12 protein-coding genes are annotated in these 15,372 nt (G+C 60.7%); 4 read left to right on the top strand and 8 right to left on the bottom strand.

Features of this window, described 5'->3' with window-relative positions; translation table 11 throughout:
- Window positions 1-50: 50 nt before the first annotated feature.
- Window positions 51-1,067, bottom strand: coding sequence for a flagellar motor protein MotB (gene motB, locus BW43_RS04735; protein ID WP_032890466.1), 1,017 nt, complete (start codon window positions 1,065-1,067; stop codon window positions 51-53).
- Window positions 1,068-1,070: 3 nt separating this feature from the next.
- A complete protein-coding gene (motA, locus tag BW43_RS04740) occupies window positions 1,071-1,922 on the bottom strand; it encodes a flagellar motor stator protein MotA (protein WP_032890464.1) in 852 nt (283 codons plus the stop codon).
- 167 nt (window positions 1,923-2,089) lie between these two features.
- On the opposite strand from motA, the gene BW43_RS04745 reads away from it, so the two are divergent.
- Genes BW43_RS04745 through asd form a run of 3 tightly spaced genes read left to right on the top strand, consistent with a single transcriptional unit; the run spans window position 2,090 to window position 5,374 of the window.
- The gene (locus tag BW43_RS04745; protein ID WP_032890462.1) at window positions 2,090-3,625 is read left to right on the top strand and encodes an HDOD domain-containing protein; all 1,536 of its coding nucleotides are present in this window, start codon (window positions 2,090-2,092) and stop codon (window positions 3,623-3,625) included.
- 57 nt (window positions 3,626-3,682) lie between these two features.
- Entirely contained in the window at window positions 3,683-4,498 is an 816-nt protein-coding gene (locus BW43_RS04750) for a rhodanese-like domain-containing protein (RefSeq protein WP_032890460.1), read from the top strand.
- A gap of 15 nt (window positions 4,499-4,513) precedes the next feature.
- Entirely contained in the window at window positions 4,514-5,374 is an 861-nt protein-coding gene (gene asd / locus BW43_RS04755) for an archaetidylserine decarboxylase (protein ID WP_032890459.1), read from the top strand.
- A 110-nt stretch (window positions 5,375-5,484) separates the two neighbouring features.
- Here the strand turns inward: asd and serB are convergent, their stop codons facing one another.
- Window positions 5,485-6,699 (bottom strand): phosphoserine phosphatase SerB, encoded by a 1,215-nt coding sequence (gene serB / locus BW43_RS04760; RefSeq protein ID WP_032890457.1) that lies wholly within the window; start codon window positions 6,697-6,699, stop codon window positions 5,485-5,487.
- A 133-nt stretch (window positions 6,700-6,832) separates the two neighbouring features.
- On the opposite strand from serB, the gene BW43_RS04765 reads away from it, so the two are divergent.
- Window positions 6,833-8,365: an AhpA/YtjB family protein gene (locus tag BW43_RS04765; RefSeq protein WP_032890455.1), complete on the top strand. Its 1,533-nt coding sequence runs from the start codon at window positions 6,833-6,835 to the stop codon at window positions 8,363-8,365.
- Window positions 8,366-8,554: 189 nt separating this feature from the next.
- Here BW43_RS04765 and BW43_RS04770 read toward each other — a convergent pair whose 3' ends face one another.
- The 5 genes from BW43_RS04770 to BW43_RS04790 all read right to left on the bottom strand — a co-directional run bounded on the left by BW43_RS04770 (window position 8,555) and on the right by BW43_RS04790 (window position 15,342).
- The gene (locus BW43_RS04770; RefSeq protein WP_032890454.1) at window positions 8,555-9,265 is read right to left on the bottom strand and encodes a membrane integrity-associated transporter subunit PqiC; all 711 of its coding nucleotides are present in this window, start codon (window positions 9,263-9,265) and stop codon (window positions 8,555-8,557) included.
- Window positions 9,266-9,441: 176 nt separating this feature from the next.
- Window positions 9,442-11,706 (bottom strand): DNA topoisomerase IV subunit A, encoded by a 2,265-nt coding sequence (gene parC / locus BW43_RS04775; RefSeq protein WP_032890452.1) that lies wholly within the window; start codon window positions 11,704-11,706, stop codon window positions 9,442-9,444.
- Between the two features lie 73 nt (window positions 11,707-11,779).
- Complete coding sequence (locus BW43_RS04780) at window positions 11,780-12,775, bottom strand: esterase-like activity of phytase family protein (protein ID WP_032890450.1); 996 nt, start codon at window positions 12,773-12,775, stop codon at window positions 11,780-11,782.
- Window positions 12,775-14,679 carry a DNA topoisomerase IV subunit B gene (gene parE, locus BW43_RS04785; RefSeq protein ID WP_032890449.1) on the bottom strand — a complete coding sequence of 635 codons (1,905 nt, stop codon included), beginning with the start codon at window positions 14,677-14,679 and terminating at the stop codon, window positions 12,775-12,777. The genes BW43_RS04780 and parE overlap by 1 nt, the downstream gene beginning before the upstream one ends.
- 54 nt (window positions 14,680-14,733) lie before the next feature.
- A complete protein-coding gene (locus tag BW43_RS04790) occupies window positions 14,734-15,342 on the bottom strand; it encodes a YqiA/YcfP family alpha/beta fold hydrolase (protein ID WP_032890447.1) in 609 nt (202 codons plus the stop codon).
- Window positions 15,343-15,372 lie beyond the last annotated feature (30 nt).

Here is a 15,372-nt window from a genome sequence, read left to right as displayed (position 1 = left end):
CAGCATTGTGATGAGCGGGCTTGCCCCGCTCATCACAACCGCAAAAGAACTTACGAGCCCGTCTTAGGCGCCGTAGGATCCTTCATCCCACCATCGTCAAACAGGTTCAGCTTCTGCCGCAGTTCATGGGCCGGCAACGGCTCCTGCCCTGGTGGAATGGCATTCGGGTCAACCGGCACTTCGCCCGGCGCGCCCGCACCTGGGGTTGGCACGACAGGTGGCTGATCACCTTCTATCGCACGCTGAGCCTTCTTGGTCAGCACGACGATATCAATGCGACGGTTGATCGGATTGAACGGATCCTTGGGTTCAAATAGCTGCGAGGAGGCAAAACCCACCACGCGCGCCACTTGCGGGTCGGGGTAGCTGCCTGCCACCAACGCACGACGGGCAGCGTTGGCGCGGTTGGCCGAGAGTTCCCAGTTGCCGAAGTCACCCTGGCCGGCATACGGCTTGGCGTCCGTGTGGCCGCTGATGCTTATCTTGTTCGGCACTGCCTTGATGGTGTCAGCCATGGCCAACAGGATGTCTTCGAAGTACGGCTTCAGCCGCGCACTGCCGGAATCGAACATCGGCCGGTTGGCGGCATCAGTGATCTGGATGCGCAAGCCTTCCGGAGTGATCTCGAACGAGATCTGATCCTTGAATTTCAGCAACTGCGGATTTTCATCCACCTTGGTCTGCAACTCTTGCAGCAACAGCTCCAGGCGTTCCTGCTCAACCTGTTCAGCCATGCTCTCGACGGTGTCGCGCTCGATCGGGATGTTCTCCTGAGGCGATTCGGTCTTGACCTCTGGATTGATGGTGCGCTCAGGTGCCAACTGCGGCGAGCCGCCCAGGTCGATCACAAAGGGCGTGCCACTCTCCGAGAAGCCAATCGGGTCTTTGAAGTAACCGGCGATGGCGATCTTCTGTTCGGGCGTGGCGGTCGACATCAGCCACAGCACCAGGAAGAACGCCATCATCGCCGTCGCAAAGTCGGCGAAGGCGATTTTCCAGGCGCCGCCATGGTGCCCCGCAGCGAAGCGCTTGACGCGCTTGATGATTATCGGCTGGTTGTTTTCCATGGCTTAGCGACCGCGAACCGCTTGTTCCAGCTCGGCGAAACTTGGGCGATGCTTCGGGTACAAGACCTTGCGACCGAACTCCACTGCCAACGATGGCGGCATGCCGGACGCGGACGCTACCAGACTGGCCTTGATCGATTCGTACAGGTTGATTTCTTCCTTGGCATCGTGAGCCAGGGAGGTGGCCAGCGGGCCGAAGAAACCGTAAGCGGCGAGAATACCGAAGAAGGTACCCACCAGCGCCGCACCTACGTGCATACCGATGGCCGCCTGATCGCCCTCGCCCAGGGAGGCCATGGTCACCACGATACCGAGTACCGCCGCGACGATACCAAAGCCGGGCATGCCGTCGGCCACACCGGTCACGGCATGGGAAGGATGCTCCAACTCTTCTTTAAGGCTGAACAATTCCATGTCGAACAGGCCTTCCAGCTCATGGGGAGCCATGTTGCCGGAGGACATGATGCGCAGGTAATCGCAGATATAGGCGGTCATGCGCTCGTCTTTGAGCACGGCCGGGTACTTGGCAAAAATCGGGCTGGCAGAGGCGTCCTCGATGTCGGCCTCAATGGCCATCATGCCTTCGCGGCGGCTCTTGTTGAGGATCTCGTACACCAGGCCCAGCACTTCCAGGTAGAAGGTATGAGTGAAGCGCGAACCGAACATGGCCAGCGATTTCTTGACCACGTGCATAGTCATGTAACCGGGGTTGGCCTGAAGGAAAGCGCCCAGTGCAGCACCGCCAATGATCATCACCTCGAAAGGCTGGATCAGTGCCGCAATTTTACCGTGGGACAGGACGTACCCGCCGAGCACGCTCGCGAAGACGACGATGATGCCGATAATTTTAGCCATAGGAGATGAGTACTTGCGCCGTCGGGTTCATGGACATATTTGGGGGAACTGGAAAACTCTTGTTCCTCTTATCGGCAAAACTGCGCCAGACTATAGCCCGTTAAGGCGAAAAGCCAGTTCGGCCCGCTCCGGGCGTGTTGACCGCAAGTGATGATCGCGCCCCAATCATGGCTAATGAAACGACAGTCCCATCTGTAAGACCTATCTCTCTCGCCGCTTGGATCAAGCGCCTGGACGACGTGCTGCTGCCAGTTCCCCAGGCAAGCCACGACCGTGTGTGCAAAGCCATCCGCGACAGCCGCAGTTCGTTGCGAGATATTGCCGAGCTGATGCAAAACAGCCCGGCTTTGGTACTCAGCGTCATGCGCGAGGCCAACAGCCATAACCATGGCAGCCTGGCGGAGCCGGCGGAAAACCTCGAAGTAGCGCTCAATCGCCTGGGCCTCAAGCGCGCCGAGGAACTGCTGGCGCGCCTGCCCTCGGTGCCCGCCCAAGAGATTCCCGTAGCATTGCGTCAACTGTTGCTGGTGAGCCAGCACGCGTCGCAGCAAGCCAACGGTCTGTTCGGCAGTCGTCTGGCGCGGCTTTGGCAAGACATCCACTGGGGTAGCCTGCTGTTTCTGTCGCCGCTGTGGCCGATGGCCGTTGCCTACCCCAAGCTCCTTGAAGAGTGGGAACTGCGTGTCATCCACAAGGGCGAGCCTGCACGCAAAGTCGAGCAGGAGCTGTTCGGCGTGCGCCTGCTGGACCTGTGCCTCGGCCTGACCGAAGCCTGGCACCTACCGATCTGGGTATCCCAGGGCTATAACCTGCTGTTGAACGAGCAACGCTTGCTGGTCAAGGCACTTCATATCGCCCGTGAAGACGACTCGTTGCGCCATCAGCAATTGCTAGACGCCGAACCCAACCTGCGGCGTTGGCTGAACCAGCCGGCCAATACCGTGCTGCTAGCCAACGGCCTGGCGATGTCAGCCCAAGAGTCCTGGACCTGCCCGCACACTCAACGCTGGCAATACCTTACCGCGCTGTATTTGCAGCAACCGCTGGCTGAAGTGCAGCAACAATCTCACCAACAAGCCGTCACCAGCGCCCGCAGCACTCTAATGCCCGACCTCTGGCACCCGGCGCTGTCGCTGATCTGGCCGTGGAATGTGCAGAAGATTCATCGCGGCCTGCTGCCGGCGCCGCCACCGACTGCCGAGGCCCTGGCCGTGTGGCGTAACCGCTGCACCGAACTGCTGTTGGAACCAAGCCGCTTTGCCAACGCCATGCATTTGACCACCTGCGCCAAGGAAGCTCTGGTGGCCAGCGGCATGCAGCGAGTCTTGTTGTTCATGGCCGATCGCGCCCTGAGCACCTTGCGCGTGCACCAGGCCGACGGTCTGCCCAAAGACGCCGCCAACTTGAGCCTGGACGTGGTCAACAGCACGCTGCTACAGCGCCTGCTGGAGAAATCCGCCCAAGTACGCCTCACGCCGGACAACCACGCGCAGTTCTCGGCCTTGCTGCCGCCGATCCTGCGCCGTCTGTTCACAGGCGAACACCTGCTGTTGCGTTCGATGAGCTGCAACGGCCGTGTGGTAATGCTGATGGTCGCCGACCAGGGCGGCGGACCGTTTTCGGAAACCACCGTGCAGGCTTTCGGCAAAACCGCCCAGTGCATAGAGAAAGCCCTGCACAGCTTTACCAACCGCAGCGCCTGATGCTTGCGCTACAATCGCCGTCCTTTATCGCCAACATTTGTGCCCAGGAGACCTCACATGCCTGACTTCTCTGGCTTGCCGCTGGTGATCGAATCCAGCGACCTGCTCGGTCAACTGGATGCCGAACACCTGATTCTGGTGGACCTCACCAGTGCCGCCCGCTACGCCGAAGGGCATATCCCCGGCGCGCATTTCGTTGACCCCAAGCGCACCCAACTGGGCCAGCCGCCGGCTCCCGGCCTGCTGCCCAATAAAGCCGACCTGGAAAAACTCTTCGGCGAATTGGGCCACACGCCCGACGCCACCTACGTGGTATACGACGACGAAGGCGGCGGCTGGGCCGGGCGCTTTATCTGGCTGCTCGACGTGATCGGCCACCAGAAATACCACTACCTCGACGGCGGCCTGCTGGCCTGGCTGGAAGAGAAATACCCCGTTTCCACCGAAGTGCCCGGCCCCGTCGGCGGCCCCGTCAGGCTCACGCTGCATGACGGCCCCACGGCCACCCGCGAATACCTGCAAAGCCGTCTCGGCGCGGCCGACCTGGGTATCTGGGACGCACGCGGTCCGCTGGAATATTCCGGCGAGAAGGTACTCGCCGCCAAAGGCGGGCACATCCCCGGCGCGGTAAATTTCGAATGGACTGCCGGCATGGACAAGGCGCGCAGCCTGCGTATCCGCCGCGACATGCCGCAGATCCTCGAAGACCTCGGGCTGACGAAAGATAAAGAAATCATCACCCACTGCCAGACTCACCACCGCTCTGGCTTCACCTACCTGGTGGCCAAGGCGCTCGGTTATCCCCGAGTCAAAGGTTATGCCGGTTCCTGGGGCGAATGGGGCAACCACCCGGACACCCCCGTTGAGATTTAAGGTTTAAGGACAGTTATGAAAAAGCAGTTGTTTATCCTCAGCCAGTACTTGCTGCCGCACCATTTGCTGTCGCGCCTCGCTGGCTGCATTGCCGAGTGCCGCGTGCGTTGGTTCAAGAACGCTTTCACCACCTGGTTCGCTAAACGCTACCAAGTAGACATGTCCCAGGCGTTGGTTGAAGACGTGACCGCCTACGAGCACTTCAACGCCTTCTTCACACGCGCCCTCAAAGATGGCGCGCGCCCGCTGGATCAAACCCCAGGCGCGGTGCTCAGCCCCGCCGATGGCGCGGTCAGCCAGCTTGGTCCGATTGAGCATGGGCGCGTGTTCCAGGCTAAAGGCCACAGCTTTAGCGTGCTGGAGTTGCTGGGTGGCGATGCGGACTTGTCGGCACCGTTCATGGGCGGGGACTTCGCAACGGTTTATCTGTCGCCGAAGGACTACCACCGTGTGCACATGCCATTGGCTGGCACCCTGCGGGAAATGGTCTATATCCCAGGCCGTATCTTCTCGGTGAACCAGACCACCGCCGAAAATGTGCCGGAGCTGTTTGCGCGTAACGAGCGTGTTGCCTGCATCTTCGACACCGAACGCGGTCCGATGGCCGTCGTGTTGGTGGGTGCGATGATCGTCGCGTCGATTGAAACCGTATGGGCTGGCCTGGTGACCCCACCGAAGCGCGAACTGAAAACCTTCCGCTACGACGAAGCGGCGCGTGCGCCTATTCATCTGGAGAAAGGTGCGGAGCTGGGTCGCTTCAAGTTGGGTTCGACCGCGATTGTGCTGTTTGGGCCGGATCAGGTGAAGTGGGCTGAAGAACTGGTGGCGGGTTCGCCAGTGCAGATGGGCCAGGGTATCGCTTTACCTAAAGCCTGACACCGAACCCAATGTGGGAGGGGGCTTGCTCCCGATAGCGGGGAATCAGTCAACACATCAGTGACTGAACCACTGCCATCGGGGGCAAGCCCCCTCCCACATTTAGTCAGTTACAGCTGACCGTCGCGGTCGCGAAAGCCCAGCAGATAGAGCACGCCATCCAACCCCAAGGTCGAAATCGCCTGCTTGGCCGATTGTTTGACCAATGGCTTGGCGCGGAACGCCACACCCAAACCGGCGATCGCCAGCATCGGCAAGTCATTCGCCCCGTCGCCGACCGCAATGGTCTGCTCCAGACGCAAACCTTCCTTGTGTGCCAATTCCTTCAGCAGATCCGCCTTGCGCTGCGCGTCGACAATCGGCTCGACCGCGACGCCGGTCACCTTGCCATCGACCACTTCCAGCTCGTTGGCGAACACATAGTCGATGCCCAGCTTTGCCTGCAATTGCTTGGCAAAGTAGGTGAAGCCGCCGGACAGGATCGCAGTCTTGTAACCCAGACGCTTGAGTTCGGCGAACAGGGTTTCGGCACCTTCCGTCAGGCGTAGCGAGGCGCCGATGGAGTCCAGCACGCTGACATCCAGGCCTTTGAGCAGTGCCAGGCGCTCCTTGAAGCTGGCGCGGAAGTCCAGCTCGCCGGCCATGGCGCGCTCGGTGATCGCGGAAACCTGCTCGCCCACGCCGGCGGCTTTGGCCAGTTCGTCGATGACTTCTGCTTCGATCAGCGTGGAGTCCATGTCGAATACCGCCAGGCGACGGTTACGACGGAACAGCGAATCTTCCTGGAACGCGATGTCGACATTCAGCTCCTGGGCCACGCTAAGGAATTCGGCGCGCAGGGCCTGCGGATCGGCCGGCTCGCCGCGAACGGAGAACTCGATGCAGCCCTTGCCCTGATCTGCCGGCGTGTCCAGCGGCATGCGCCCCGACAGACGGTCGATATGGTCGATATTCAAACCATACTGCGCGGTAATGGAGCTGACGCGCTGCAGTTGTTCGGCGGTGACCTTGCGGGTCAGTAACGTGACGATATGGCGTTTCTTCCCTTGGCCAGCCACCCAATGCTGGTAGTCGTCTTCGGAAACAGGGGTGAAACGCACCTGTTGATCCAGCTTATACGCCGTAAACAGGATGTCCTTGAGTACGGACGAGGCCTGTTCGGTGCTGGGGATTTCCACCAGGATGCCGAACGACAGGGTGTCGTGGATCACTGCCTGGCCAATGTCGAGAATGTTCACACCACCCTGGGCCAGAACACCGGTAATGGCGGCGGTAAGACCCGGGCGGTCTTCACCGGTGATGTTAATCAGGACAATTTCGCGCAAGGCGCACCCCCAGGCTGGAAAAAAACCGCATTCTACCCACTTTCAGTGACCATCGGGCACAGCCAGCGCTTTGCCGGTCCTAGGCCTGTCGCTATACTGCGCGTCAACTTCACGGACCGAGAGCCGAGCGCAAGTGAACCGGCCCACGCCAGTAAAAACCGATAACTTCTTCCTGCTGATCTTCCGGGCACTGCGCCACCGCCGTGTACCGATCGCATTACGCATCGCCAGCCATAACGTGATCCTGGTGGCCTTGGCCCTGGTGATCTATGCCTGCGTGATGGGTTTGCAGTTCAAACAGGCCATGCACGAGCAAGCCGACGCCCTGGGCGAGAGCTTGACGACCCAGACCGCCACCTCGGCGACTGAGCTGTTGGTGTCCAACGACATCCTCAGCCTCAACGTGCTGCTCAACAACCTGACCAAAAACCCGCTGGTGGCCCACGCCGCCATCTACAGCGTGGACAACCGGATCATGGCCGAAGCCGGGCAACGCCCGAAAAACGGCCTGCTGGGTGAAGCCGAAGGCCTGTACCAGAGCAACATCACGTTCCAGGATGTGAAGGCCGGCCAACTGCGCATCAGCCTGGACATGCAGCAATTCCAGCAGCCGATGACCATCAGCCTGCAAAGCATGGGCATCCTCAGCGCAATCCTGCTGGCACTGGCCTTGGCCTTGAGCCTGCGGCTGGGTCGGCACATTTCTACGCCATTGATGCAACTGCGCATCTGGTTACGGGATATCGACGAACACACGCCAGCCACCGACCGCCAGGACGAAATCGGCGACCTCGCCCGCCAACTCCACGCCAGCTTCGCCCCGGAGCCAGTGGTTCGTGAAGTGGAGCCGGAACCTGAGTTCGACGACACCGATTACGACGACGAGCCCGAGTTTGAAGTGCGCGACCTGCGTGATCCTGGCTTCGACGAAAGCACCCCGGTGGCAGGCCTCAAGCCTGCAACACGCAAGGTCATCCAGGCTGAAGAAGACGAGCTGGACGATGAAGACCCGTTCGCCGACCTGCGCGACACCTCGGCCAACAGCCCGGCCGTCGCGCCGAAACCGGTACCTGCGAGGAACACCGAGCCCCAGCACAGCGCCGTATTGGCCGTGCAACTGGGTGCCCAGGACCAACTGCGCCGCCTGCCCCGCGCACGCCTGACGGAACTGCTGGAACGCTATCGCGATTGCCTCGACCAAGCGGCCTCGCTGTACCAGAGCGAACTGCACACCCTGAACGATGGCAGCACGCTGATGCTGTTCCACAGCGAAGACAGCGGCGAAGACTACCTGACCAACGCCATCTGCTGCGGCGAACTGCTGCGCGCCCTGGGCCATGCCCTGCAGATCGAAGTGGCGGACAGCGGCATCACCCTGCAACTGCAACTTGGCTTGACGGTAGGTGACGACCTGTTCGGCATGAGCCAGATCGATCTGCTGCTGACCGAAATCGCCCAAGACGCCCTGGCCCTGTCGCAACACAGCCGCAACCTGCTGCTGGTGGAGCGCAAGATCAGTGAAGACACGCTGATCCGCCAACGCGCTCGCATCCGACCGATTGCCAGCCCTGAAGGCGCAAGCTGTGTGGAGCGGTTGATGGAGCCGTATCCCTCGATGCTTGAACGCCAGTTGGCGCGGATGCATGAGACTCGCTCCAAGCCCTGAAGAACACCGCCGAACCAATTGGGAGGGGGCTTACCCCCGACTGCGGAGCATCAGTTAGCACATCATTAACTGAACCAACGCAACCAGGGACAAGCCCCCTTCCACACTTGATCTGCGCCGTGACTTATATCTCCACAAACAAAAAGGCCCGCTAAGTCAGCGGGCCTTTTTTGTTGAAGCTGTTTCAGATCAGAACCTGAACACTTCCATATCCGTACGAATGGGCGTAGCCATCGGCATCTTCGGCTTCTGCGGCTCTGCTGGCTTGGCCTGCACCGCCGGAGCTTGCTTGCGCGGCGCCTCGGCAATCGGCGGCTGGTTGGCGAGTGGTTTGAGGGCCACCGACAACTGCTGTGCCAAGTGCTGCAACAGCACGCCCTGGGCCTGGACCTGGGATGCCGTGGAACCGGTGTGTTCTTCCTGCAGGTGCACGATACGGTTATCGCGCACCTGGCCACGACGGTCGATCAAGCGCCACTGTGCATCCAGGATTGCCGGTTGCGACACACCCGAGTCGAGGCGCGTAATGGTCAGCAGCACCTGCACATCCGGGCTGAAACCCGTCGGTGCGGGTGCCAGTACCACGCGCTGGCTATCGAGATGGCCCGCGACTTGGCGCAATACCAGCTGGTTGATATCCGAAGACAGGCTACCCGCCCAACGACCATCGGTGGAACCTTGCAGGCTACCGTCATTCTGACGCTGCAGCAGGGTTTCGCGTTGCAGGTAGTCGGCAACGACCACCGGGCCTAGCAGAACTGCCATACCGGCACTTTGTGCAGGTTGCGCCGGACTTCCGCTGTCCAGCTGGTACAGCGACACCGGTTGGTGTGTGCTGCAACCCGCCAACCCCAAAAGGCCAGCGAGCATCAAAAATAAAGGAAGGCGTGGAGCAGTCATCATCCCATCCAGGTGGCTGCCACAAGGCGAACCACAATGTAATACTAAAAATAACCTAAACACGCTCGGCCACGCCGGCGCTGGAAAGGCCATATCATCCGTGAATATGCGCCATGACTCCAGCGCCAAAGAGTCGATCTACGCTTTAAATCGTAGATCGAGGGCTCTAATACGCCTTAAACCGGCGTTTCCACCAGCAAAGCATCCACACGCTGGAAGCCGCGAGGCAGTTTATTACCGCGACGACCACGCTCGCCCTTGTAGTGTTCAAGGTCGTCAGGGCGCAATGACAACGTGCGCTTGCCGGCCTGGAGCACCAGGGTGGAACCTTCCGGGATCACCGCGATGTCGGTCACGTACTCTTCGCGACTGGCCACCCGCTCCCCTGGAATACCAATAATCTTGTTGCCCTTGCCTTTGCCCAGCTGGGGTAGATCGCTGATCTTGAACACCAGCAGACGACCTTCGGTGGTCACCGACGCCAGCCAATTGCTCTCACGGTCATCTACCGGTCGCGGCAGGATCACCTTGGCGTTATTCGGCAGGCTCAACAACGCCTTGCCCGCCTTGTTCTTGGCCTGCAGGTCTTCACCCTTGACCACAAACCCGTAACCGGCGTCGGAGGCGATGACGTACAGCGAGTCATCGTCCGGCAGCAGCACGCATTCAAAATTCGCCCCTGGTGGCGGCGTTAGACGCCCGGTCAACGGTTCGCCCTGCCCCCGTGCTGACGGTAAGGTGTGCGCCGGCACTGAATAGCTGCGCCCCGTGGAGTCGATAAACACCGCAAACTGGTTAGAACGCCCGGCCGCGGCGGTTTTAAACCCATCACCCGCTTTGTACGACAAGCCAGTGGCGTCAATATCATGCCCCTTGGCCGAACGAACCCAACCCTTTTCCGACAGAACGACGGTAATTTTCTCGTTTGGCAGCAGTTCGGTTTCTGTCAGCGCCTTCGCTTCAGCACGCTGCACGATTGGCGAACGACGGTCATCGCCGTAGGTTTCGGCGTCTTTGATCAGCTCGGTACGCACCAGCTTTTTCAGCTTGGCTTCACTGCCCAACAGAGCTTGCAGCTTGGCTTGCTCCTTAAGCAACGCGTCTTGCTCGTCGCGCAGTTTCATTTCTTCCAGTCGCGCCAATTGACGCAAGCGGGTGTCGAGGATGTAGTCAGCCTGGATCTCGCTCAGCTCGAAGCGCGCGATCAATTCGGCTTTCGGGTGCTCGGCGGTACGGATGATGTGAATCACTTCATCCAGGTTGAGATAGGCAATCAGCAAGCCGTCCAACAGGTGCAGGCGGCGCTCGACCTTGTCCAAGCGGAATTGCAGGCGGCGACGAACGGTTTGTACGCGGAACTCCAACCACTCCACCAGCAGGTTGCGCAGGTTTTTCAGCTGCGGCTTACCGTCCAGACCGATGATGTTGATGTTGACCCGGTAGCTGGACTCAAGATCGGTACTGGCGAACAGGTGCTGCATCAGCACTTCGTGATCGACCCGGCTGTTGGTCGGGATGATCACGATACGGCATGGGTTTTCGTGGTCGGACTCGTCACGCAGGTCGGCGACCTGGGGCAGTTTCGACGGTTTGGCCTGCATCAGCGCAGCAATCTGCTCCAACACTTTGGCGCCCGACACCTGATGCGGCAGAGCGGTGACGATAATGTCGCCGTCCTCAATGTGGTACACAGCGCGCATGCGCACCGAGCCCTTGCCGGTTTCGTACATCTTCAGCAGATCGGCGCGCGGCGTGATGATTTCCGCTTCGGTCGGGTAGTCCGGGCCCTGGATATGCTCACAGAGCTGCTCGACGGTCGCCTTTGGCTCATCCAGCAAGCGTACGCAGGCGGTGGCGACTTCCCGCAGGTTGTGCGGCGGTACGTCGGTGGCCATGCCGACCGCGATACCGGTGGTGCCATTGAGCAGGATGTTCGGCAAACGTGCCGGCAACACCAGAGGCTCGTCCAGTGTGCCGTCGAAGTTCGGGCCCCAATCCGCAGTACCCTGGCCCAGTTCGCTGAGCAGCACTTCCGAGTAACGCGACAACCGCGCCTCGGTGTAACGCATCGCGGCGAAGGACTTGGGATCATCCGGCGCACCCCAGTTACCCTGGCCGTCCACCAGCGTGTAGCGGTAGCTGAACGGTTGGGCCATCAGCACCATGGCTTCGTAGCACGCCGAGTCGCCATGGGGGTGGAACTTACCCAGCACGTCACCGACGGTACGCGCCGATTTCTTGTGCTTGGAATCGGCATCCAGGCCCAACTCACTCATGGCGTAGATAATGCGCCGCTGTACGGGCTTGAGGCCGTCGCCGATATGCGGCAACGCGCGGTCCATGATCACGTACATGGAGTAGTTGAGGTAGGCATTTTCGGTGAAGTCAGCCAGCGACCGGCGTTCTACGCCGTCTAAGCTGTCTGCGAGGATGTCACTCATGCGGGCCTCATCATTGTTTGGTAAGGCGCAGCGGAAATGCCGCTGCGCTGAGTCAATTCAAGTGTTTGATCATTCACGGCTGGGCACTCCAGCCGCCGACCGGGGCGGCAAAACGATAGACCACCGGGCGTTTTTCACCATCGGCGCGAGGGCCGAAGTTGTTGTCGATACCCAGCCACGCGCCTTCAGCATCAACCACAAGGGCTTCGGCAAGACCATAGGGCTGGGCATAACGCCGCTCGGGCACCAGGGTTTCGTCGGCAAACGACCAGCACAGCTCGACCTTGGCGGTGACCGCATCGCGCCGGCAAATCTGGAACGCGTTGCGCTCCAGCGTAAACAGCTTGCCGTTGAACAGGGAGAGATCAGCGAAATCCTTGGACACGGGCTTGGCGTCGGTGAATTTAGCCGGTTGTACCTCCTGGCCGGCCTCACTTAATAACACGCAAGGGCCCTCACAACTCCACAGGCTTTGCCCACGCTTGATGGAAATTAAGCCACGCCGCTCACGCTCGGCCGCCAGCCAGATTTGATTGCCTTCAGGGTTCACCGCCAAGCCTTCAAACAGCGCATTGAAGTGCAGCAACATGCCACTGGCCCGGGCCTCACGCACCATGCTTGGGGCAATCTTCAGCCATTCAGGTGCGCCGGTGGCAGGCACTTGCAGCACTGCCGCATGGGCTTCACTGACGATGTAGCGATTACCGGCAACATCGCAGCTGATCCCTTCAAAGTCCAGGTCGCCACCGCGAATAAACGAGGCAGCCGTGGTGCGCGAACGCAGCCCCCAAGGCAGACCGGACTCTGGCACGGGCGGCACTTCGATTTTCACTGTTTCTGCCTGCCAGGTCGGCGCGCTGATATCCAGACGGTAGATCTGATCGTCGTCACGGTCGGAAACCGTCCACAATTCATTGCCGCACACAGCCAGACCCGACAGATTGCCGCCGCGCATGCCATCCACCGGGTGCTCGGACACGAGTTTGAGCTCTGCCACGGGCGCAGCAACCACCGGGGTGGCCGCCAGCCCGCTCATCATCAGGATCGCCAGGGCGACGCCTGTGCGCATCAGCCCACCACCTCGGCCAGGTTGCCTTTGGATTCCAGCCAGGACTTGCGGTCCGGCGCGCGTTTCTTCGCCAGCAGCATGTCCATCATTTCCGAGGTGGCGGCGTAGTCTTCCAGGGTCAACTGCACCAGGCGCCGGGTGTTGGGGTCCATGGTGGTTTCACGCAATTGTGGCGGGTTCATTTCACCCAGACCTTTGAATCGCGTGACCTGCGGCTTGCCGCGTTTCTTCTCGGCCACCAGGCGGTCGAGGATGCCATCGCGCTCCGCTTCGTCCAGGGCATAGAAAATCTCCTTGCCCAGGTCGATGCGATACAGCGGTGGCATGGCGACGTAGACGTGACCGGCATCCACCAACGGGCGGAAGTGCTGCACGAACAGGGCACAGAGCAACGTGGCGATGTGCAGCCCGTCGGAGTCGGCGTCGGCGAGGATGCAGATCTTGCCGTAACGCAGTTGGGCGATATCCGCAGAACCTGGGTCGACACCAATGGCCACGGCGATGTTGTGCACTTCCTGGCTGGCCAGGACTTCGCTGCCGTCGACTTCCCAAGTGTTAAGAATCTTGCCGCGCAACGGCAGGATCGCCTGGAATTCCTTATCCCGCGCTTGTTTGGCGGAACCGCCGGCGGAGTCACCCTCCACCAGGAACAGTTCGGAGCGCATCGGGTCCTGCCCGGCGCAATCGGCCAGTTTGCCTGGCAGTGCCGGGCCTTGGGTGATGCGCTTGCGTTCAACCTTCTTACTGGCTTTGAGGCGACGGCCGGCGTTATTGATCGCCAGTTCAGCCAAGGCCAAGCCCAGCTCAGGATGCTCGTTGAGCCACAGGCTGAAGGCGTCCTTAACCACACCAGAGACAAACGCCGCCGCCTCGCGGGACGACAGACGCTCTTTGGTCTGGCCGGAGAACTGCGGTTCCTGCATTTTCATCGACAGCACGAACGCAATGCGCTCCCACACGTCTTCCGGCGCCAGCTTCACGCCGCGCGGCAGCAGGCTGCGGTATTCGCAGAATTCGCGCATGGCATCGAGCAGGCCCTGGCGCAAACCATTGACGTGGGTGCCGCCCTGAGCCGTGGGAATCAGGTTGACGTAGCTTTCCTGCACGCTGTCGCCGCCCTCGGGCAACCACAGCAGCGCCCAGTCGACGGCTTCTTTATTGCCGGCCAGACTGCCGCAAAACGGCTCGTTGGGCAGGCGCTCGAAGTCGCTGACGGAATCTTCCAGATAAGAGCGCAGGCCGTCTTCGTAATGCCACTCGACCTTCTCACCGGTGCCTTTGTCTTCAAAGGTCACCAGCAGGCCCGGGCACAACACGGCCTTGGCCTTGAGTACGTGTTTGAGGCGGCTGATGGAGAATTTCGGCGAATCGAAGTATTTCGGGTCCGGCGCGAAGTACACGCTGGTACCGGTATTGCGCTTGCCCACAGTGCCGATCACTTCGAGGTCGGTGGCTTTGTAGCCATCGGCGAAGGTCATCTGGTACTCGTTGCCGTCGCGCTTGACCTTGACCCGCACCAGCGTCGACAGGGCGTTGACCACGGAAATACCCACACCGTGCAAGCCACCGGAAAATTGGTAGTTCTTGTTGGAGAACTTACCGCCGGCGTGCAGCTTGGTGAGGATCAGCTCGACGCCTGACACGCCCTCTTCCGGGTGAATGTCCACGGGCATGCCGCGACCATCGTCGGACACTTCGAGGGAGTGGTCAGCGTGGAGAATGACGTGCACCGACTTCGCGTGCCCGGCCAAGGCTTCGTCAACGCTGTTGTCGATGACTTCCTGGGCGAGGTGATTCGGCCGGCTGGTGTCGGTGTACATGCCGGGGCGTTTGCGCACCGGGTCGAGGCCCGAGAGGACTTCGATGGCGTCGGCGTTATAAGAGCTAGCGCTGGGAGTGGCCATGGGGTCTCGTCGTGAGTCGTTCGATTAAAAAGTAACCTGCGGTTTTCAAGGCAATTACAGTGCCGAAAAATCGAAGGATTGATACTGATCTGCGCCAATGCCGGCAAAGCTCAACAGCGCCGGCAATTGCTGGGCGAACCCCTGGTAACCATGGTCGCCACCGGCCTGGATGCGCAAGGCGCAGGCCCGGTAATACTGTTGGGCGAGGCGATAATCCAGGGTTTCATCCCCGGTCTGCAACCACACCTGATAACGCGCAGCATCCTGGGGTGCCGGCACTTCCAACTCGGCGAGTGCCGTGACGTGGTCGTGGGTCAGTTCCCAGGTTTCATCGGTGTAGAGGTTCTTCTGGGTGCCCAGGTAGCCGTCGAACATCCGATGGGGGCTCACCGCCGGGTTGACCAGCAGCGCCTTGAGGCCATGGCGCTCGGCAAGATGGGTTGCATAGTAGCCGCCGAGTGAGCTGCCGACCAGCAGTGGCCGCCCCAGTTGGGCAATGGCTTGCTCCAACTGAGGAATTGCCTGACGGGGGTGGTGATGCAGCGCCGGCACGCGCAGTTGGTCGGCCAGGCCGAGGCTGTTCATCACGGTGATGAGCTGGCTGGCCTTGTTGGACGCCGGCGCACTGTTGAAACCGTGGATATACAGGATCGAAGCAGACATACCGGGCTCTCCGTGCTTGCGCCAAAAGCG

This window comes from Pseudomonas sp. RIT357, assembly GCF_000632245.1.
Taxonomy (GTDB): domain Bacteria; phylum Pseudomonadota; class Gammaproteobacteria; order Pseudomonadales; family Pseudomonadaceae; genus Aquipseudomonas; species Aquipseudomonas sivasensis.
This window is presented reverse-complemented; position numbering and strand designations above follow the sequence as displayed.

Excerpts from the sequence above, each read along its gene's own strand:
- motA (WP_032890464.1), bottom strand. The coding sequence starts at position 1,922 with ATGGCTAAAATTATCGGCATCATCGTCGTCTTCGCGAGCGTGCTCGGC.
- BW43_RS04750 (WP_032890460.1), top strand. The coding sequence starts at position 3,683 with ATGCCTGACTTCTCTGGCTTGCCGCTGGTGATCGAATCCAGCGACCTG.
- BW43_RS04745 (WP_032890462.1), top strand. The coding sequence starts at position 2,090 with ATGGCTAATGAAACGACAGTCCCATCTGTAAGACCTATCTCTCTCGCC.
- BW43_RS04770 (WP_032890454.1), bottom strand. The coding sequence starts at position 9,265 with ATGACTGCTCCACGCCTTCCTTTATTTTTGATGCTCGCTGGCCTTTTG.
- BW43_RS04790 (WP_032890447.1), bottom strand. The coding sequence starts at position 15,342 with ATGTCTGCTTCGATCCTGTATATCCACGGTTTCAACAGTGCGCCGGCG.
- parE (WP_032890449.1), bottom strand. The coding sequence starts at position 14,679 with ATGGCCACTCCCAGCGCTAGCTCTTATAACGCCGACGCCATCGAAGTC.
- asd (WP_032890459.1), top strand. The coding sequence starts at position 4,514 with ATGAAAAAGCAGTTGTTTATCCTCAGCCAGTACTTGCTGCCGCACCAT.
- BW43_RS04780 (WP_032890450.1), bottom strand. The coding sequence starts at position 12,775 with ATGCGCACAGGCGTCGCCCTGGCGATCCTGATGATGAGCGGGCTGGCG.
- parC (WP_032890452.1), bottom strand. The coding sequence starts at position 11,706 with ATGAGTGACATCCTCGCAGACAGCTTAGACGGCGTAGAACGCCGGTCG.
- motB (WP_032890466.1), bottom strand. The coding sequence starts at position 1,067 with ATGGAAAACAACCAGCCGATAATCATCAAGCGCGTCAAGCGCTTCGCT.